Here is a 19,579-nt window from a genome sequence, read left to right on the forward strand (position 1 = left end):
GGCCGCCGTGGCCGGCCCGCTGAAGAACGTGACTGACGACAGCTTCGAAGAGGATGTCCTCAAGAGCGACAAGCCCGTACTGGTGGACTTCTGGGCCGCGTGGTGCGGTCCCTGCCGCCAGATCGCCCCGTCGCTGGAGGCCATCGCGGCCGAGCACGGCGACAAGATCGAGATCGTCAAGCTGAACATCGACGAGAACCCGGCCACCGCCGCCAAGTACGGCGTCATGTCGATCCCGACGCTGAACGTCTACCAGAACGGCGAGGTCGCCAAGACGATCGTCGGCGCCAAGCCGAAGGCCGCGATCGTGCGCGACCTGGACCCGTTCATCTCCGGCAGCTGATCGCACCGCCGCTCAGCGGCAGCCGATGTTTCACGTGAAACATCGAAGGGGCCCATCCTCCCGGGGATGGGCCCCTTCCGCTGTCCGGCGTCAGAGCGGTCTGAGCGCCGGGTCCTTCTGAACGGCTCCCAGCAGACGGTCCAGCGCCATCTCCACATCCTCTTTCCAGGAGAGCGCGGTCCGCAGCTCCAGCCTCAGCCGGGGGAAGCCGGGATGCGGGCGCACGGTCTTGAATCCGACGGCGAGCAGATGATCCGCCGGCAATACACAGGCGGGCTGCTTCCAGCGCGCGTCCCCGAAGACCTCGATCGCGCGGAACCCTCGTCGCAGCAGATCCTTCGCGACCGTCTGGACCATGACCCTGCCGAGCCCCTGACCCTGATAGGCCGGATTGATCCAGGCCGTCATCAGCTGCACGGCGTCCACCGACACCGGGCTGGTGGGAAAGGCGAGGGAGCGCGGCACATAGGCGGGCGGGGCGTAGAGAACGAAGCCGACCGGAACCTCGTCGACCCGGACCACCCGGCCGCAGGATCCCCACTCCAGCAGCACGGCCGAGATCCACGCCTCCTTCTCCTGCTCCGCACGCCCGGCCTTCACCGCCGCGTCCCCGCTGACCGGATCGAGTTCCCAGAAGACACAGGACCGACAGCGCCTGGGCAGCTCTGAGAGGTTGTCCAGCGTGAGGGGTACAAGCCGACGCCCCATGAAGGCAGTTCCTCGCTTCCTTCCCGGGCCGCGTCCGGACGCCGCCGACGCGTGCCGCTCACGGTGGACGCGTCACACCGAAACGATCGTATCGATCCGCTCCCTGAGGAGATGCCGAGTCAGCGCAAAGGGCGGGCGGTGTCCGGAGAACCCCCGGACACCGCCCGCCCCGCACACCGCCGAGAGACTCAGCCTTCGTCGTCCCGCGCGTCCTCGTCCGGGGTGAGACCCTGCTCCAGGACTCGTCCCTCGCCCGGGGCGAGGGTGCCGAGGATGCGCTCCAGATCGTCCATCGAGGCGAACTCGACGACGATCTTCCCCTTCTTCTGACCGAGGTCGACCTTCACCCGGGTCTCGAAACGGTCCGAGAGCCGTGAGGCCAGATCGGAGAGCGCGGGCGAGAGCCGGCCGCCCGCACGCGGGCCCTTCGGCTTGGCCGGGCTCGTCGGGCTGGAGTTGAGCAGTGTCACGATCTCCTCGACCGCCCGCACGGAGAGCCCTTCGGCCACGATGCGATGGGCGAGCCGGTCCTGCTCCTCGGAGTCCTCCACCGAGAGCAGGGCCCGCGCATGACCGGCCGAGAGCACTCCCGCCGCGACCCTGCGCTGCACCGGCGGCGACAGCCTCAGCAGCCGCAGCGTGTTGGAGACCTGGGGGCGGGAGCGCCCGATCCGGTCGGCCAGCTGGTCATGGGTGCAGTTGAAGTCCTTCAGCAGCTGGTCGTAGGCGGCCGCCTCCTCCAGCGGGTTGAGCTGAGCGCGGTGCAGATTCTCCAGCAGCGCGTCCAGGAGGAGCTTCTCGTCCTCCGTGTGGCGCACGATCGCGGGGATCCGCTCCAGGCCGGCCTCACGGCAGGCCCTCCAGCGGCGCTCGCCCATGATCAGCTCATAGCGGTCGGGCCCCAGCTGACGGACGACGACCGGCTGAAGGAGCCCCACCTCTCGGATGGAGGTGACCAGCTCGGCCAGCGCGTCCTCGTCGAACAGCTCCCGGGGCTGACGCGGGTTGGGAGTGATCGAGTCGATCGGCACTTCGGCGAAGTGCGCCCCGGACGGCTCCAGATGCTGTGGCACCGGCTCGGTGGCCGGCGCCGGCAGGGACGCCTCGGCGGCGGGCGCCGCCGGCAGCGAGGTCACCTTGGCGGCCGCGACACCCCGCTCCGTGGTCAGTACCGGACCCGCTCCCGGAGAGCCCAACGGTCCCCCGGGAGACATCTGCTTCTCCTGGGGAGCCGCAGGGATCAGGGCACCGAGCCCACGCCCCAACCCTCTACGTCGCTCGCTCACTGGATCCCCTCCGAGATGTTCTGCTGGCTGTTCTGGGCGCCCAGATGGGCAGGCTGCGGATCGTACTGAACTCCGACTCCGCGCAGGGCGATCTCCCGGGCGGCCTCAAGATACGACAGGGCGCCGCTGGAGCCCGGATCGTAGGTGAGCACCGTCTGCCCATAGCTCGGAGCCTCCGAGATACGGACCGAGCGGGGAATGCTCGTCCTCAGCACCTCCTCACCGAAGTGGCTGCGGACCTCCTCCGCCACCTGGGAGGCGAGCCGGGTCCTGCCGTCGTACATGGTGAGAAGGATCGTGGACACATGCAGAGCGGGGTTGAGATGACCCCGCACCAGATCCACATTCCTCAGCAACTGCCCCAGGCCCTCCAGCGCGTAGTACTCGCACTGAATGGGGATCAGCACCTCCGCGCCGGCGACCATCGCGTTGACGGTCAGCAGACCGAGCGACGGCGGGCAGTCGATGAGGATGTAGTCCAGGGGCTGTTCATAGGCCTGGATCGCCCGCTGGAGCCGGCTCTCCCGCGCCACCAGCGACACCAACTCGATCTCCGCACCGGCGAGATCGATGGTGGCGGGGGCGCAGAAGAGACCTTCGACGTCCGGCACCGGCTGGACCACCTCGGAGAGCGGTCTGCTGTCCACCAGAACGTCATAGACAGAGGGGACCTCCGCGTGATGGTCGATGCCCAGCGCCGTGGAGGCATTGCCCTGTGGGTCGAGGTCGACCACCAGAACACGTGCGCCGTGCAGCGCCAGTGAGGCGGCGAGATTGACCGTGGAGGTCGTCTTGCCCACGCCGCCCTTCTGGTTGGCGACCACCATGACGCGGGTCTGCTCAGGTCGGGGCAGGCCCTCACCGGCACGCCCCATGGCCTCCATGGCGAGCTGAGCGGCTCGGCCGATAGGAGTGTCGTCCATCGGGGGCGGTGTTTCACGTGAAACATCCTCTCCCGGCGACTCGGTACGGGGGCCGGGGACCGGATCGGTCATCGGTCCCGCGATGTTGGCGTCGGACCGCAAGGATTCACCTTCCTCGACTTCAGGCTCGCGATGAAGAGAGCCTGCCATGCTTTCGGGGTCAGGAACCAGCGAGGCCCGTGCTTCTGTGGATGAATCCACCTCTGTGGACAACTCCATGGCCCGGGCGGGGGGCTTCCGGCTCCGAATCGGGGCGGCGGCACGCCCGCGGCTGATGATTCCTTGCAGCAGTGAGCGACGTTTCACGTGAAACACGATGCACGGGCCGCAGGACTACATCCCTTCGACACTCCGGGCTGTCCATCCACCCCTGCTGGTATGGAGCAGCCCGGAGACAGGCGCGCCCGGCGGCTCGGGACCGCGGCTCAGCGTCGTCGGCGGGAACGGCTGGTGCGCGCCGCCTTGGCGCGCTTCGCCGCGAATCGCACTCCGCCGGGGCTCTCCCCGACCTCGACCCGCACCACGGTGGAGAGCGGGTCCACCAGTCCTTCGCCGACCTGCAGCACCGAGGTCTCCACCACACCGAGCTTGCTCAGCGCGGCACGGGCCCCCTTGAGCTCCTCCTCGGCCGTGTCGCCCTTGAGCGCCAGCATCTCGCCGTAGGGGCGGAGCAGCGGAACGCCCCAGCCGGCCAGTCGGTCGAGCGGCGCCACGGCACGGGCCGTCACCACATGGACCGGGGGCAGAGTGCCGAGGACCTCCTCCGCCCGGCCGCGCACCACGGTCACATGGTCCAGGCCCAGCAGCTCGACGACTTCCTGGAGGAAGTTGGTCCGGCGGAGCAGCGGCTCCAGGAGCGTGATCTTCAGATCGGGGCGTACCAGCGCCAGGGGGATGCCGGGCAGTCCGGCCCCGGAGCCCACATCGCAGACCGAGACGCCTTCCGGGACCACCTCGGAGAGCACGGCGCAGTTGAGCATATGGCGCTCCCAGAGCCGCGGTACCTCACGGGGCCCGATGAGACCGCGCTTGACTCCGACATCGGCCAGCAGCTCCGCATAGCGCACGGCTTCGGGATAGAAATCTCCGAAAACCGTCCGCGCCGCGTCGGGCGCCTGGGGAAGCTCTGCTGCCTCCGTCACGGGGGACCGTCCTTCCGTACCGCACTGTCGCAATGTGGACCTGGTGGCTGACTATCAGGCTGACAAAGATCGGCCCCGCCTGCGATACAGACGGGGCCGATGATCGAAGAGGAATCAGGCGGGGAGCACGACGACGAAGCGCTGCGGCTCCTCGCCCTCGGACTCGCTGCGCAGACCCGCGGCGGCGACCGCGTCGTGCACGACCTTGCGCTCGAAGGGCGTCATCGGGCTCAGCTTCACCGGCTCACCGGTGGTCTTCACCTCGTCGGCGGCCTTGGCGCCCAGCTGGGCGAGCTCCGTGCGCTTCTTGGCGCGGAAACCCGCGATGTCCAGCATCAGCCGGCTGCGGTCACCGGTCTCCCGGTGGACGGCGAGACGGGTCAGCTCCTGGAGCGCCTCCAGAACCTCACCGTCCCGGCCGACGAGCTTCTGCAGGTCCCGGCCGGATGAGTCGCTGATGATCGAGACAGCCGCGCGGTCGGCCTCGACGTCCATGTCGATGTCACCGTCGAGATCGGCGATGTCGAGCAGACCCTCGAGGTAGTCGGCGGCGATCTCGCCCTCCTGCTCAAGGCGGGTGAGCGTGTCGCCTTCCTCGGCGATGGCTTCCTCGGCGGCGGCGGGGATGGTGCCTTCCGTCACTGATGGACTCCTTCTTACTTCTTGGACGACGGGTGCTTGGGCCGCTGCTGGCCCTTGCGCTGTCCCGCCTTGGGCTGCTGGCGTGCGGCAGGCTTGCCGGCCGTCTTCGGCTTCGCGTCCTGCGGCGAGTCCTTCTTCAGCGAGAGCTTGTCCTCGGCCTCGTCGGCCTTGGCCGCGCCCTGGGCGGTGGCGGACTGCCGCTTCGCCTTGGTCTGCCGCTTGGGCTGCTGGCGCTTGTGCGCGACGCCGCCCTCGGCCTCTTCGACGGGCGTCTCGCTCTTGGCCACCGTGCCGTCCGGCTGAGCGGCGTAGCCGACCTTGGCGAGACCGCTGATGAACTTGCGCTCGTTGTCATTGCGGTCCGGGCCCTTGGCGACGATGGCCTGGACGACATTGCGCTTGCGCCGCGACCGGACCTCGCCCCGCGCGCCGACGGACTTCAGCAGACGCTGGAGGTACTGGTCCTGGGCCTTGCTGCCGGGCGTCGGGTTCTGGTTGATCACGTACATCTGCTGGCCCATGGTCCACACGTTGGTGGTCAGCCAGTAGACGAGAACACCGACGGGGAAGTTGACGCCCATCACAGCGAAGATCACCGGGAAGATGTACATCATCATCTTCTGCTGCTGCATGTACGGCGTCTTGACCGTGAGGTCGACGTTCTTCTGCATCAGCTGGCGCTGCGTGTAGAACTGCGAGGCCGACATCAGGACGATCATCACGGCCGTGACGATGCGCACATCGAGCAGGGAGGCGTTGAGGGCCTCGACCTTGCCGGGGCTGTCCATGAACTTCGAGGCCAGCGGAGCGCCGAAGATGTGGGCCTCACGGGCGCTGTCGAGCAGTGATTTGTTGATCACTCCGACGGTGTTGCCCGAGGCGATGTTGGAGAGCACGTAGTAGAGCGCGAAGAAGAACGGCGACTGCGCCAGAATCGGAAGGCACGAGGAGAGCGGGTTGGTGCCCGTCTCCTTGTACAGCTTCATCATCTCTTCGGACTGACGCTGCTTGTCGCTCTTGTAGCGCTCCTGGATCGCCTTCATCTTCGGCTGGAGCGCCTGCATGTTCCGCATCGACTTGATCTGCTTCACGAAGAGCGGGATCAGACAGATGCGGATCAGGATCACCAGCGAAACGATCGACAGACCCCAGGCCCAGCCCGTATCGGGACCGAAGATCGCCCCGTAGAGCTTGTGGAACTGGACGATGATCCACGAGACAGGTGTGGTGATGAAGCTGAAGAAACTGGCAATCGTGTCCACTAATCAGGCTCCTTGAGCATGGGGCGGGGTCTCTGCTGCCGGACTCGGGAGTTCGGTGGACGTCTCCCGGGTAGGCACATCGGCGGCGGAGTTCCCGCCCTTGCGGCCGCGCACGGCATCACGCAGCATTTCGTGCCATCGCGGACGCTTACGGGGCGGCACATGGTCCACACCGCCCGGCGACCACGGATTGCACCGCAGAATCCGCCAGGCGGTGAGCACCGTGCCTTTGACCGCACCGTGCCGGTCGATGGCCGTGTATCCGTAGTGGGAACACGACGGGTAGTACCTGCAGACGGGCCCCAGCAAGGGACTGATCGTCCACTGGTACAGCTTGATCAGGGCCAGCAGCGGGTACTTCATCGCGCGCCCCCTCCCAGCAACCGCTGGAGGGCGGCGTCCAGGTCTCGGGCCAGCTGTGCATGATCGGCGTCGCCCGCTCCGGGCAGCGCCCGTACGACCACCAGGCTACCGGGGGGCAGCTCGGCCAGCCGGTCGCGTATCAGATGCCTCAGTCGGCGCTTGACCTTGTTGCGTACGACCGCGCCACCCACTGCCTTGCTCACGACGAAACCCGCACACGTCTGGGGAGCGCTCTCCCCAGGCGCGTGCGGGTCCGGTGAACCGCTGCGTAGATGGACGACAAGAAGCGGGCGGCCTGCCCGCCGACCCCGTCGTACCGCGGCCGCGAAGTCCTCGCGCCGCCTCAGCCGATTCTCGGTAGGCAGCACGTCATGACCTGTATGCGGTCAGGCGGACAGGCGGGCGCGACCCTTTTCACGGCGCGACGCGAGGATCGCGCGGCCGGCGCGGGTACGCATACGCAGACGGAAACCGTGGGTCTTCGCGCGACGACGGTTGTTCGGCTGGAAGGTGCGCTTGCTCACTCGGGGGCTCCAGAAATGGCTCGTAGATGGCGAAACATCGCCTGGCTGTCACCGTGCGCCCACGAGAAGCTCGCGTTTACGCCCGTGTGCACCGCTTCACCATCACGGAGAGTGATGTTTGCCCATCGGAGGCAGGCGGCAGCAGCCATCGACAACTCGACCTGGTTACGGTACGCGCGGCTACGCCATCCGGTCAAACCAGCCTCATGGCGGGGTCCACTGTGCACAGGCTGTGGACAACAACTTGAACCACCCGGCCCGCCCTGACTACCTTGGCTGAACTCCGGAACTTTTCCTTTCTGTCCTTGCCTGTCCTTCAGATCCCTTCCCCGTCCCGAGAACCACACATTCGTGGGACCTGCGAGAGAGCGTGCCCTGTGGCTGACGTACCTGCCGAGCTTGCCGCAGTGTGGCCACGCGTACTGGAGCAGCTGCTCGCGGAGGGGCAGGGCGTCGAGCCCAAGGACAAGCAGTGGCTCGAGCGCTGCCAGCCGCTCGCCCTGGTCTCGGACACCGCGCTGCTCGCCGCCCCCAACGAATGGGGCAAGCGCGTCCTGGAGAGCCGGCTCGCCCCGCTGATCAGCAAGGCGCTGAGCCGTGAGTGCGGACGTCAGATCAGGATCGCGATCACGGTCGACGACTCCGCGGGCGGCCCCCCGGCCCCGCAGCCCGGCGCCCCCCAGCAGAACTCCCCGTACCCCGGCCCCCCGCACGACGAGCCGCAGGGCTACCCGCGCGACGAGCCCTACGGAAGATACGGGGGACACCACGCCCAGGACGACGGACTGCCCGAGGTCCGCCCCGCGTACCCCGACTATCAGCAGCAGCGGCCCGAGCCCGGCTCCTGGCCCCGGAGCCAGGAGGACCTCTCCTGGCAGCAGCCGCGACTGGGCGGCTTCCAGGACCGCGATCCGTACGCGACCACCCGCCCGCACCAGCCGCAGCAGGACTACCGCTCCCCGCAGCCGCCCGAGCGGCAGGGGTACGAGCCGCGTCCGGAGCGCCGCGATCCGTCGGACTCCCCCTCGCCGCACCGGGGCGTCCCCGGCGGCGCGACCGGTCCGCTGGGGGCGCAGCCCTCGCCGGCTCCCGGCCCCGGCGAGCCGCACGCCCGGCTGAACCCGAAGTACCTCTTCGACACCTTCGTGATCGGGGCCTCCAACCGGTTCGCGCACGCGGCGGCCGTGGCGGTCGCCGAGGCCCCGGCGAAGGCGTACAACCCGCTCTTCATCTACGGGGAGTCCGGGCTCGGCAAGACCCATCTGCTGCACGCGATCGGTCACTACGCGCGGAGCCTCTACCCGGGGACGCGGGTGCGGTACGTCAGCTCGGAGGAGTTCACCAACGAGTTCATCAACTCGATCCGCGACGGCAAGGGCGACACCTTCCGCAAGCGGTACCGGGACGTGGACATCCTGCTCGTCGACGACATCCAGTTCCTGGCGAGCAAGGAGTCGACGCAGGAGGAGTTCTTCCACACCTTCAACACGCTCCACAACGCCAACAAGCAGATCGTGCTCTCCTCCGACCGGCCGCCCAAGCAGCTGATGACCCTGGAGGACCGGCTCCGCAACCGCTTCGAGTGGGGTCTGACGACCGATGTGCAGCCGCCGGAGCTGGAGACCAGGATCGCGATCCTGCGGAAGAAGGCGGTCCAGGAGCAGCTGAACGCCCCGCCGGAGGTGCTGGAGTTCATCGCGTCCCGGATCTCGCGCAACATCCGCGAGCTGGAGGGCGCGCTGATCCGGGTGACCGCGTTCGCCTCGCTCAACCGGCAACCGGTGGATCTCGGGCTGACCGAGATCGTGCTGAAGGATCTGATCCCGGGCGGCGAGGACTCGGCCCCGGAGATCACCGCGGGCGCGATCATGGCGGCGACCGCCGACTACTTCGGGCTGACGGTGGAGGATCTGTGCGGTTCGTCACGCAGCCGGGTGCTGGTCACGGCCCGGCAGATCGCGATGTACCTCTGCCGTGAGCTGACCGATCTCTCCCTGCCGAAGATCGGCGCGCAGTTCGGCGGCCGGGACCATACGACGGTGATGCACGCGGACCGCAAGATCAGGGCACTGATGGCGGAGCGGCGCTCGATCTACAACCAGGTCACCGAGCTGACCAACCGCATCAAGAACGGCTGACAGCGCCGTACGGCACCACGAGGAGCGCCCCGGGAGTCCGACTCCCGGGGCGCTCCTCGTCGTCCTGGCGGCGGGGCTGGGGGCGGCGCCGGGCGCGCCACGGACCCCGGCGCGATCGGGAAGCGCGTCCCGGCCCGCCCGGAACCGACCACCGGGACGCCTCCGCCGAGCGCTCCGGGAGCGTCTCGAGGCCGTACCCGGAGTCGGTTCCGGCGGTCGCCGGGGTCGGTTCCGGCGGTCGCCGGGCCCGTTTCGGAGGTCCGCGAGCCCGTTTCGGAGGGCTCCGGGCCCCTTCCGGGCGGGCGGAGCCGCGACCGGGCGCGTCGGCGCTGTTCGAATACCGGCCCGCGTGACGCTCTTCTCCACAGATTGGGGGAGAATTTCCCGTCCACAGCCTGGGGACTGGGAAGTTGTCCAGACTGTGTCCACAGGCGGAGCCACCCGATGATCATCACAGCAGGTCAGCACCCTGTGGAATTGTGGCAAACCTTCGTCCACAGCCTGTGGACAGAGAAAACGTCCACAGGCTGTGATCAAAGTTGTCCACCGGCAACCCACAGGCAGCGGCCGGTTGCCCACAGCTTGTCCACAGCGCTGTCCACTGTTCGGCAACATCGGGGCCGCTCTCACCGTGTCGAGTGAAAGCCGTCACACCAACGAGGCGGATTGGGCTGTGGGGAACCTGGGTAAAGCTGGGGACAGGGCTGGGGAGAACTGCCCCCGGGCTGTGCATGGCCTGTGCAGAACTTTCCGGTGTCCACAGAAGCACCTGGTTATCCACCGGCTCCACCCACAGGCACGGTGGATAAAAAACAGGCCCTGACCTGCGAAAACGGGGTTATCCACGGTTTCCACAGGCCCTACTACTACTCCCACCTAGAGTTAGCTGGGAATCCGCTTGGAAGAAGGCCCTGTGCACAACTCGGCCCGGCGGACCGCGACACCCTCGATCACGACTTGACCCCGAGCAGCGCCGACTGTCAGTGCGGTGCGTCAGACTGGTCCCCGGCGACACAGCCGACGACGAGGCCAGCAAGGCGAGCCAGCAACAGCAGGAGGCGGTTCCGGTGAAGATCCGGGTTGAGCGCGATGTACTCGCGGAGGCGGTGGCGTGGGTGGCCCGGAGCCTCCCGGCCCGTCCGCCGGCGCCCGTGCTCGCGGGCCTCCTGCTGAAGGCCGAGGACGGCGCGCTGAGCTTCTCGAGCTTCGACTACGAGGTCTCGGCCAAGGTCTCCGTCGAGGCCGAGGTCGACGAGGGCGGCACCGTTCTCGTCTCCGGCCGGCTGCTCGCCGACATCTGCCGCGCCCTCCCCAACCGCCCGGTGGAGATTTCCACAGACGGTGTACGGGCGACCGTCGTCTGCGGCTCCTCGCGCTTCACCCTCCACACCCTTCCGGTGGAGGAGTACCCGGCGCTGCCGCAGATGCCGACCGCGACCGGCACCGTGCCCGGCGAGATCTTCGCCTCCGCCGCCGCCCAGGTCGCCATCGCGGCCGGCCGCGACGACACGCTGCCCGTCCTCACCGGTGTGCGCATCGAGATCGAGGGCGAGACGGTCACCCTGGCCTCCACCGACCGCTACCGCTTCGCGGTCCGCGAGTTCCTCTGGAAGCCGGAGAACCCGGACGCCTCCGCCGTCGCGCTGGTGCCCGCCAAGACGCTCCTGGACACCGCCAAGGCCCTGACCAGCGGTGACACCGTCACCCTGGCGCTCTCGGGCTCGGGTGCGGGCGAGGGCCTCATCGGCTTCGAGGGCGCCGGCCGCCGCACCACCACCCGGCTGCTCGAAGGCGATCTGCCGAAGTACCGGACGCTGTTCCCGACCGAGTTCAACTCGGTGGCGGTCATCGAGACCGCGCCCTTCGTCGAGGCCGTCAAGCGCGTCGCCCTCGTCGCCGAGCGGAACACCCCGGTCCGGCTCAGCTTCGAGCAGGGCGTGCTGATCCTGGAGGCGGGCTCCAGCGACGACGCACAGGCTGTGGAGCGCGTCGACGCCCAGCTGGACGGCGACGACATCTCGATCGCCTTCAACCCGACCTTCCTGCTCGACGGCCTGAGCGCGATCGACTCCCCGGTCGCCCAGCTGTCGTTCACCACCTCCACCAAGCCGGCGCTGCTCAGCGGCAAGCCCGCCGTGGACGCCGAGGCGGACGAGGCGTACAAGTACCTGATCATGCCCGTACGGCTCTCGGGCTGAGCCCCGGCCGGACGATCACGACGGGCCTGTTCCCACCGGGGCAGGCCCGTCGGGCTGCACACCGCACTCCGGCGTAGGCTCGGAACCGGTTTACGCATCGGCATTCGACGCTTAAGGACACGAAGATGGAGCTCGGCCTCGTCGGCCTCGGCAAAATGGGCGGCAACATGCGCGAGCGCATCCGCCGCGCGGGCCACACCGTCATCGGCTACGACCGCGACCCGGACCTCGCCGACGTCCACAGCCTGCAGGAGCTTGTGGACGGTCTGAAGGGCCCGCGTGTGGTGTGGGTCATGGTCCCGGCGGGCGCCGCGACCCAGTCCACCATCGATGAGCTGGCCGAGCTGCTCTCCCCCGGCGACATCGTCGTGGACGGCGGAAACTCGCGCTGGACCGATGACGAGCGCCACGCCGTCGAGCTGGGCATCAAGGGCATCGGCTTCGTGGACTGCGGAGTCTCCGGCGGCGTCTGGGGCCTGGAGAACGGCTACGCGCTGATGTACGGCGGCCACGCCGACCACGTCGCCGCGGTGCAGCCGATCTTCGACGCCCTGAAGCCCCCGGGCGAGTTCGGCTCGGTCCACGCCGGCAAGGTCGGCGCGGGCCACTTCGCCAAGATGGTCCACAACGGCATCGAGTACGCCATGATGCAGGCCTACGCCGAGGGCTGGGAGCTGCTGGAGAAGGTCGACTCGGTCACCGACGTGCGCGAGGTCTTCCGCTCCTGGCAGGAGGGCACGGTCATCCGTTCCTGGCTGCTGGACCTCGCGGTCAACGCGCTGGACGAGGACGAGCACCTGGACAAGCTGCGCGGGTTCGCCCAGGACAGCGGCGAGGGCCGCTGGACGGTGGAGGCCGCCATCGACAACGCCGTGCCGCTGCCCGCGATCACCGCGTCGCTGTTCGCCCGGTTCGCGTCCCGCCAGGACGACTCCCCGCAGATGAAGATGATCGCCGCGCTGCGCAACCAGTTCGGCGGCCACGCGGTGGAGAACAAGAGCTAAGTCCCTGAGCCGGGGGAGGTCGGCCCATATCCATGCATGTCACGCATCTGTCGTTGGCCGACTTCCGCTCGTACGCCCGGGTCGAGGTCCCTCTCGATCCGGGCGTCACCTCCTTCGTGGGGCCGAACGGACAGGGCAAGACCAATCTGGTCGAGGCGGTCGGCTATCTGGCCACCCTCGCCAGCCACCGGGTCTCCTCGGACGCGCCGCTGGTCCGGGTCGGCGCCCAGCGGGCCGTGATCCGTGCGGCCGTCACCCAGGGCGAGCGCTCCCAGCTGGTCGAGCTGGAGCTGAACCCGGGGAAGGCCAATCGCGCCCGTATCAATAGATCGTCGCAGGTCAGACCGCGCGATGTGCTCGGGATCGTCCGTACGGTGCTCTTCGCGCCGGAGGATCTCGCCCTGGTGAAGGGCGACCCGGGGGACCGCCGGCGCTTTCTGGACGAGCTGGTCACCGCCCGCTCCCCGCGGATGGCCGGGGTGCGCTCCGACTACGACCGGGTGCTCAAGCAGCGCAACACCCTGCTGAAGTCCGCGGCGATGGCCCGGCGGCACGGCGCGTCGAAGACCGGCGCCGATCTCTCCACGCTCGATGTGTGGGACCAGCATCTGGCCCGGACCGGCGCGGAGCTGCTGGCCCGGCGGCTGGAACTGATCTCGGCGCTCCAGCCGCTCGCCGACAAGGCGTACGAGTCGCTCGCGCCCGGCGGCGGACCGATCGTGCTGGAGTACCGTTCCTCCGCCGACGCGGCGGCCGGTGCGGCCGCGCCGGGCGAAGCGGCGGGCGAGCCGGCGGGCGGCCTGGCGGCCGGACCGGTCGGTGCCCCCGGAGCGGGCGGCCTCCCGTCGGACGCGCTCCCGGCGAGCGGCCTCGGACCCGGCCGCGAGGAGCTGTACGCCCGCCTGATGGCCGCGCTCGGCGGCTCCCGCAAGCAGGAGATCGAGCGCGGGGTGACCCTGGTCGGCCCGCACCGCGACGAGCTGGTGCTGAAGCTGGGACGGCTGCCCGCGAAGGGGTACGCCAGTCACGGCGAGTCCTGGTCGTACGCGCTGGCGCTGCGGCTGGCCTCGTACGAGCTGCTCCGGTCCGAGGGCGCCGAGCCCGTGCTCGTCCTGGACGACGTCTTCGCCGAGCTGGACGCCCGGCGGCGGGAACGGCTGGCGGAACTGGTCGCTCCGGGCGAGCAGGTGCTGGTGACCGCGGCCGTGGACGACGATGTCCCGGGCGTGCTGGCCGGGGCGCGGTACTCCGTGTCCGGCGGAGAGGTGGCGCGGGTATGAACATCGGCACGGAGAAGCGGGTATGAACGAGCCCATCGGCCCCCTCGGCAACATCGGCCCCACAGGTCCCGCGCACCTCGGTGCATCGGGTCCGCTCGGCGCGCCCGGGCCCCTCGGATCATCCGGACTGCCCGGCGCCCCCGCCGTACCTGCCGTACCCGCCGTCCCCGAGCCCTCCGGCGTGGATCTCGCGCGGGTCGCGCTGCGCGCGGCCAAGGAGCAGGCCCGGGCCCGCGGCGCGGCCGCCCAGGAGAAGCGCCAGGCCCGCAGGGGCGGCGGACTGCGCTCGGGAGCGCGCGCGGACGGCCGTGATCCGCTGGCGCTGGGGGCCGCGATCAACCGGCTGATCACCGAGCGCGGCTGGGAGACCCCGGCCGCCGTGGGCGGGGTGATGGGCCGCTGGCCGCAGATCGTGGGCGAGGACCTGGCGAACCACTGCGTGCCCCTGAAGTACGACGAGGACCCCGAGGAGCGCGTGCTCACCGTGCAGTGCGACTCGACGGCGTGGGCGACCCAGCTGCGTCTGCTGGCGCCCCGGCTGGTCGCCCGGCTGAACGAGGATCTCGGCCACGGCACCGTACGGCTGCTCAAGGTGCTGGGCCCGGGCGGGCCCCGGCGGAACTACGGGCCGCTGCGGGCGCCGGGCAGCGTGGGCCCCGGGGATACCTACGGCTGAGCCGGCCCGGCCCGTATCGGGTCCGCCGACCACGCCTCAGGCCCGTTTCCTTCGCTTTCGACCACTTTTCGACCCTCCGGAATGTCTCATTCCGATTGGCCCCGGGCATCGCCCGGGGCCTTTTCCGCGTCGCCTCCCTCACCGTGTCCGACCCTTGACAGGCTGAAGCGCTCAATGCCGGTGTGAGCCCCCTGGAGCCCCTTCCCGAATATGGGGAGTCGGACCGACGGTTTCCAGGGCGGCACATGAGGACTCAGCTACCTGCAAACCCCCATGACCGTCGGCGGTACCGGTAGACTGGTGGACAATCCCGCCACCTCGCGGAACATGTCGAACGACGCAGCCGCTCCCGCCTGCCCGGAGAACGGCTTGTGCTGTGCCAGAAAGGGCGCTTCGTGGCCGATTCCGGCAACCCCAACGAGAACAACCCGTCCACCCCGGTCGGCGGATCCGGCGAGGTCACCGCCTCGTACGACGCCAGCGCGATCACCGTCCTGGAGGGGCTGGACGCGGTCCGCAAGCGCCCCGGCATGTACATCGGCTCGACCGGTGAGCGTGGGCTTCATCACTTGGTCCAGGAAGTCGTCGACAACTCCGTCGACGAGGCGATGGCCGGGCACGCGGACACCATCGACGTGACGATCCTCGCCGACGGCGGTGTGCGGGTCGTCGACAACGGCCGCGGCATCCCCGTGGGCATCGTCCCGTCGGAGAACAAGCCGGCCGTCGAGGTCGTCCTGACCGTCCTGCACGCCGGCGGCAAGTTCGGCGGCGGCGGCTACGCCGTCTCCGGCGGTCTGCACGGCGTCGGCGTCTCCGTCGTCAACGCGCTCTCCGCCAAGGTCGCCGTCGAGGTCAAGCGGGACGGCTACCGCTGGACCCAGGACTACAAGCTCGGCGTCCCCACCGCGCCCCTGGCGCGGAACGAGGAGACCGAGGAGAGCGGCACCACGGTCACCTTCTGGGCCGACGGCGACATCTTCGAGACGACCGAGTACTCCTTCGAGACGCTGGCGCGCCGGTTCCAGGAGATGGCCTTCCTCAACAAGGGCCTGACGCTGAAGCTGACCGACGAGCGCGAGTCGGCCAAGGCCACCGTGGGCGCGGACACCGCCGAGGAGGCGGAGCAGGAGCAGGTCCGCACGGTCACGTACCACTACGAGGGCGGCATCGTCGACTTCGTGAAGTACCTGAACTCGCGCAAGGGCGAGCTGATCCACCCCACGGTGATCGACATCGAGGCGGAGGACCGGGAGCGTCTGCTCTCGGTCGAGATCGCCATGCAGTGGAACTCGCAGTACACCGAGGGCGTCTACTCCTTCGCGAACACGATCCACACGCATGAGGGCGGCACGCACGAAGAGGGCTTCCGGGCCGCGCTCACGGGCCTGGTCAACCGGTACGGCCGCGAGAAGAAGCTGCTGCGCGAGAAGGACGACAACCTCTCGGGCGAGGACATCCGCGAGGGTCTGACGGCGATCATCTCGGTCAAGCTGGGCGAGCCCCAGTTCGAGGGCCAGACCAAGACCAAGCTGGGCAACACCGAGGCGAAGACCTTCGTCCAGAAGGTCGTGCACGAGCACCTGACCGACTGGTTCGACCGCAATCCCAACGAGGCCGCGGACATCATCCGCAAGTCGATCCAGGCCCAGACCGCGCGGGTCGCCGCGCGCAAGGCCCGCGATCTGACCCGCCGCAAGGGCCTGCTGGAGTCCGCCTCCCTGCCCGGCAAGCTCAGCGACTGCCAGTCGAACGACCCCTCGAAGTGCGAGATCTTCATCGTCGAGGGCGACTCCGCCGGCGGCTCGGCGAAGTCCGGCCGGAATCCGATGTACCAGGCCATCCTGCCCATCCGCGGCAAGATCCTGAACGTCGAGAAGGCCCGGATCGACAAGATCCTCCAGAACACCGAGGTCCAGGCGCTGATCTCGGCCTTCGGCACCGGGGTCCACGAGGACTTCGACATCGAGAAGCTCCGCTATCACAAGATCATCCTGATGGCGGACGCCGACGTCGACGGCCAGCACATCAACACCCTCCTGCTGACCTTCCTCTTCCGCTTCATGCGGCCGCTGGTCGAGGCCGGACACGTGTTCCTGTCCCGCCCGCCGCTGTACAAGATCAAGTGGGGTCGCGACGACTTCGAGTACGCCTACTCCGACCGGGAGCGCGACGCCCTGGTCGAGCTGGGCAAGCAGCAGGGCAAGCGGATCCGCGAGGACTCGATCCAGCGCTTCAAGGGTCTCGGCGAGATGAACGCCGAGGAGCTGCGGGTCACCACGATGGACCAGGAGCACCGCGTCCTCGGCCAGGTCACCCTGGACGACGCCGCACAGGCGGACGATCTCTTCTCGGTGCTGATGGGTGAGGACGTCGAGGCCCGGCGCTCCTTCATCCAGCGCAACGCCAAGGACGTCCGCTTCCTCGACATCTGAGTCGGTCTCAGCTGACCGCACGAAAGGACCGAAGACCAGCAATGGCCGACGAGACACCCACTCCCGCCACCACCGAAGAAGAGCCCACGCAGCGGATCGAGCCCGTCGGGCTCGAGACCGAGATGCAGCGCTCGTATCTCGACTACGCGATGTCCGTCATCGTCTCACGTGCGCTGCCCGACGTACGGGACGGTCTCAAGCCCGTCCACCGCCGGGTGCTGTACGCGATGTACGACGGCGGCTACCGGCCCGAGAAGGGCTTCTACAAGTGCGCCCGCGTCGTCGGCGACGTCATGGGCACCTACCACCCGCACGGCGACACCTCGATCTACGACGCCCTGGTCCGGCTGGCCCAGCCGTGGTCGATGCGGATGCCGCTGGTGGACTCCAACGGAAACTTCGGCTCCCCGGGCAACGACCCGGCCGCCGCCATGCGCTACACCGAGTGCAAGATGGCGCCGCTGTCCATGGAGATGCTCCGGGACATCGACGAGGAGACCGTCGACTTCCAGGACAACTACGACGGCCGGAATCAGGAGCCGACCGTCCTCCCGGCGCGCTTCCCGAACCTGCTGGTCAACGGCTCGGCCGGTATCGCGGTCGGCATGGCGACCAATATCCCGCCGCACAATCTGCGCGAGGTCGCGGCCGGCGCCCAGTGGGCGCTGGAGCACCCCGAGGCCAGCCACGAGGAGCTGCTCGACGCGCTGATCGAGCGGATCAAGGGCCCCGACTTCCCGACCGGCGCGCTCGTCGTCGGCCGCAAGGGCATCGAAGAGGCGTACCGCACCGGCCGCGGCTCGATCACCATGCGTGCGATCGTCGAGGTCGAGGAGATCCAGAACCGCCAGTGCCTGGTGGTCACGGAGCTTCCGTACCAGGTCAACCCGGACAATCTCGCGCAGAAGATCGCCGACCTGGTGAAGGACGGCAAGATCGGCGGGATCGCCGACGTCCGCGACGAGACCTCCTCCCGTACCGGCCAGCGGCTGGTCATCGTCCTCAAGCGGGACGCGGTCGCCAAGGTCGTGCTGAACAACCTCTACAAGCACACCGACCTCCAGACGAACTTCGGCGCGAACATGCTGGCCCTGGTCGACGGGGTGCCGCGCACCCTCTCGCTGGACGCCTTCATCCGCCACTGGGTGCACCACCAGATCGAGGTCATCGTCCGGCGCACCAAGTTCCGGCTGCGCAAGGCGGAGGAGCGGGCGCACATCCTGCGCGGTCTGCTCAAGGCCCTCGACGCCATCGACGACGTCATCGCGCTCATCCGGCGCAGCGACACCGTCGAGATCGCGCGCGGCGGCCTGATGGAGCTGCTGGCGATCGACGAGATCCAGGCCAACGCCATCCTGGAGATGCAGCTGCGCCGGCTGGCCGCCCTGGAGCGCCAGAAGATCGTCGCGGAGCACGACGAGCTGCAGGCGAAGATCAACGAGTACAACGCGATCCTCGCCTCCCCGGAGAAGCAGCGGCGGATCGTCAGCGAGGAGCTGGCGGTGATCGTCGACAAGTTCGGCGACGACCGGCGCTCCATGCTGGTGCCCTTCGACGGTGACATGTCCATCGAGGACCTGATCGCCGAGGAGGACATCGTCGTCACCATCTCGCGCGGCGGCTATGTGAAGCGGACGAAGACGGACGACTACCGCTCGCAGAAGCGCGGCGGCAAGGGCGTCCGGGGCACCAAGCTCCGGGAAGACGACATCGTCGACCACTTCTTCGTCTCCACCACCCACCACTGGCTGCTCTTCTTCACGAACAAGGGGCGGGTCTACCGCGCCAAGGCGTACGAGCTGCCCGACGCCGGCCGGGACGCGCGCGGTCAGCATGTGGCCAATCTTCTGGCCTTCCAGCCCGACGAGCAGATCGCGGAGATCCTCGCGATCCGCGACTACGACGCGGCGCCCTATCTGGTGCTGGCCACCAAGGGCGGCCTGGTCAAGAAGACCTCCCTGAAGGACTACGACTCGCCCCGGTCGGGCGGCGTCATCGCGATCAACCTCCGGGAGACCGAGGACGGCCGCGACGACGAGCTGATCGGCGCGGAGCTGGTGTCGGCCGAGGACGATCTGCTGCTCATCAGCAAGAAGGCCCAGTCGATCCGATTCACCGCAACGGACGACGCGCTGCGTCCGATGGGGCGTGCGACCTCCGGCGTCAAGGGGATGAGTTTCCGCGAAGGGGACGAGCTCCTGTCGATGAATGTCGTGCGGCCGGGTACGTTCGTGTTCACTGCTACCGACGGCGGGTACGCGAAGCGAACCGGAGTGGACGAGTATCGCGTCCAGGGTCGTGGGGGCCTCGGTATCAAGGCCGCCAAGATCGTGGAGGACCGCGGATCGCTCGTCGGGGCTCTGGTGGTCGAGGAGACGGACGAAATTCTCGCCATCACCCTCGGCGGCGGTGTGATTCGTACGCGAGTCAATGAAGTCAGGGAGACCGGCCGTGACACCATGGGCGTTCAACTGATCAACCTGGGCAAGCGCGATGCCGTCGTCGGCATCGCTCGCAATGCCGAGGCAGGGCGTGAGGCCGAAGAGGTCGACGGGACCGACGAGGCCGCAGGGACCGACGAGGCCGGCATCGGTGCGGCCGAAGCGGCAGTCGAGGGCACGGAGCCCTCGGCCGGGGAGCACGAGGAGTAAGAGC

Annotated in this window: 17 protein-coding genes; 8 read left to right on the plus strand and 9 right to left on the minus strand. The window is 68.7% G+C overall.

The features are described 5' to 3' along the window. Window positions 1–7: 7 nt before the first annotated feature. Complete coding sequence (gene trxA, locus ACF089_RS18305; RefSeq protein WP_392027464.1) at window positions 8–343, plus strand: thioredoxin; 336 nt, start codon at window positions 8–10, stop codon at window positions 341–343. 90 nt (window positions 344–433) lie between these two features. On the opposite strand, the gene ACF089_RS18310 is transcribed toward trxA, so the two are convergent. The 9 genes from ACF089_RS18310 to rpmH all read right to left on the minus strand — a co-directional run bounded on the left by ACF089_RS18310 (window position 434) and on the right by rpmH (window position 7,193). Further along, window positions 434–1,051, minus strand: a complete 618-nt coding sequence (locus ACF089_RS18310; RefSeq protein ID WP_392027467.1) for a GNAT family N-acetyltransferase — start codon at window positions 1,049–1,051, stop codon at window positions 434–436. 188 nt (window positions 1,052–1,239) lie between these two features. Beyond that, on the minus strand, window positions 1,240–2,337 hold the full coding sequence (locus ACF089_RS18315; protein WP_392027470.1) for a ParB/RepB/Spo0J family partition protein: 1,098 nt from the start codon (window positions 2,335–2,337) through the stop codon (window positions 1,240–1,242). After that, window positions 2,334–3,410 carry a ParA family protein gene (locus tag ACF089_RS18320; protein ID WP_392027472.1) on the minus strand — a complete coding sequence of 359 codons (1,077 nt, stop codon included), beginning with the start codon at window positions 3,408–3,410 and terminating at the stop codon, window positions 2,334–2,336. Before ACF089_RS18320 ends, ACF089_RS18315 begins: the two co-directional genes overlap by 4 nt. Before the next feature lie 275 nt (window positions 3,411–3,685). Continuing rightward, the gene (gene rsmG, locus ACF089_RS18325) at window positions 3,686–4,402 is read right to left on the minus strand and encodes a 16S rRNA (guanine(527)-N(7))-methyltransferase RsmG (protein WP_392027475.1); all 717 of its coding nucleotides are present in this window, start codon (window positions 4,400–4,402) and stop codon (window positions 3,686–3,688) included. 114 nt (window positions 4,403–4,516) lie between these two features. Continuing rightward, window positions 4,517–5,044: a protein jag gene (locus tag ACF089_RS18330; protein WP_392027478.1), complete on the minus strand. Its 528-nt coding sequence runs from the start codon at window positions 5,042–5,044 to the stop codon at window positions 4,517–4,519. A gap of 14 nt (window positions 5,045–5,058) precedes the next feature. Further along, window positions 5,059–6,306 carry a membrane protein insertase YidC gene (gene yidC, locus ACF089_RS18335; RefSeq protein WP_392027480.1) on the minus strand — a complete coding sequence of 416 codons (1,248 nt, stop codon included), beginning with the start codon at window positions 6,304–6,306 and terminating at the stop codon, window positions 5,059–5,061. 3 nt (window positions 6,307–6,309) lie between these two features. Next, window positions 6,310–6,669, minus strand: a complete 360-nt coding sequence (gene yidD, locus ACF089_RS18340) for a membrane protein insertion efficiency factor YidD (protein ID WP_392027482.1) — start codon at window positions 6,667–6,669, stop codon at window positions 6,310–6,312. After that, entirely contained in the window at window positions 6,666–7,037 is a 372-nt protein-coding gene (gene rnpA, locus ACF089_RS18345; RefSeq protein WP_392027485.1) for a ribonuclease P protein component, read from the minus strand. Before rnpA ends, yidD begins: the two co-directional genes overlap by 4 nt. A gap of 18 nt (window positions 7,038–7,055) precedes the next feature. After that, window positions 7,056–7,193 carry a 50S ribosomal protein L34 gene (gene rpmH, locus ACF089_RS18350; protein WP_323448769.1) on the minus strand — a complete coding sequence of 46 codons (138 nt, stop codon included), beginning with the start codon at window positions 7,191–7,193 and terminating at the stop codon, window positions 7,056–7,058. A 377-nt stretch (window positions 7,194–7,570) separates the two neighbouring features. Between rpmH and dnaA the strand changes: the two genes are divergently transcribed. From dnaA to gyrA, 7 genes are all read left to right on the plus strand, one after another. Continuing rightward, on the plus strand, window positions 7,571–9,331 hold the full coding sequence (dnaA, locus tag ACF089_RS18355; protein WP_392027488.1) for a chromosomal replication initiator protein DnaA: 1,761 nt from the start codon (window positions 7,571–7,573) through the stop codon (window positions 9,329–9,331). Between the two features lie 1,067 nt (window positions 9,332–10,398). Next, window positions 10,399–11,529 (plus strand): DNA polymerase III subunit beta, encoded by a 1,131-nt coding sequence (dnaN, locus tag ACF089_RS18360; protein ID WP_392027491.1) that lies wholly within the window; start codon window positions 10,399–10,401, stop codon window positions 11,527–11,529. A gap of 125 nt (window positions 11,530–11,654) precedes the next feature. Next, window positions 11,655–12,533, plus strand: coding sequence for a phosphogluconate dehydrogenase (NAD(+)-dependent, decarboxylating) (gene gnd / locus ACF089_RS18365; protein WP_392027494.1), 879 nt, complete (start codon window positions 11,655–11,657; stop codon window positions 12,531–12,533). Window positions 12,534–12,565: 32 nt separating this feature from the next. Next, the gene (gene recF, locus ACF089_RS18370; protein WP_392027497.1) at window positions 12,566–13,813 is read left to right on the plus strand and encodes a DNA replication/repair protein RecF; all 1,248 of its coding nucleotides are present in this window, start codon (window positions 12,566–12,568) and stop codon (window positions 13,811–13,813) included. Between the two features lie 22 nt (window positions 13,814–13,835). After that, window positions 13,836–14,489 carry a DUF721 domain-containing protein gene (locus ACF089_RS18375; RefSeq protein WP_392027501.1) on the plus strand — a complete coding sequence of 218 codons (654 nt, stop codon included), beginning with the start codon at window positions 13,836–13,838 and terminating at the stop codon, window positions 14,487–14,489. 371 nt (window positions 14,490–14,860) lie between these two features. Beyond that, a complete protein-coding gene (gyrB, locus tag ACF089_RS18380) occupies window positions 14,861–16,924 on the plus strand; it encodes a DNA topoisomerase (ATP-hydrolyzing) subunit B (RefSeq protein WP_392027504.1) in 2,064 nt (687 codons plus the stop codon). Window positions 16,925–16,965: 41 nt separating this feature from the next. Continuing rightward, window positions 16,966–19,575, plus strand: a complete 2,610-nt coding sequence (gene gyrA, locus ACF089_RS18385) for a DNA gyrase subunit A (RefSeq protein ID WP_392027507.1) — start codon at window positions 16,966–16,968, stop codon at window positions 19,573–19,575. The last annotated feature ends 4 nt before the right edge of the window (window positions 19,576–19,579 follow it).

The sequence above is a fragment of the Streptomyces sp. NPDC014894 genome, assembly GCF_043080985.1.
GTDB lineage: Bacteria > Actinomycetota > Actinomycetes > Streptomycetales > Streptomycetaceae > Streptomyces.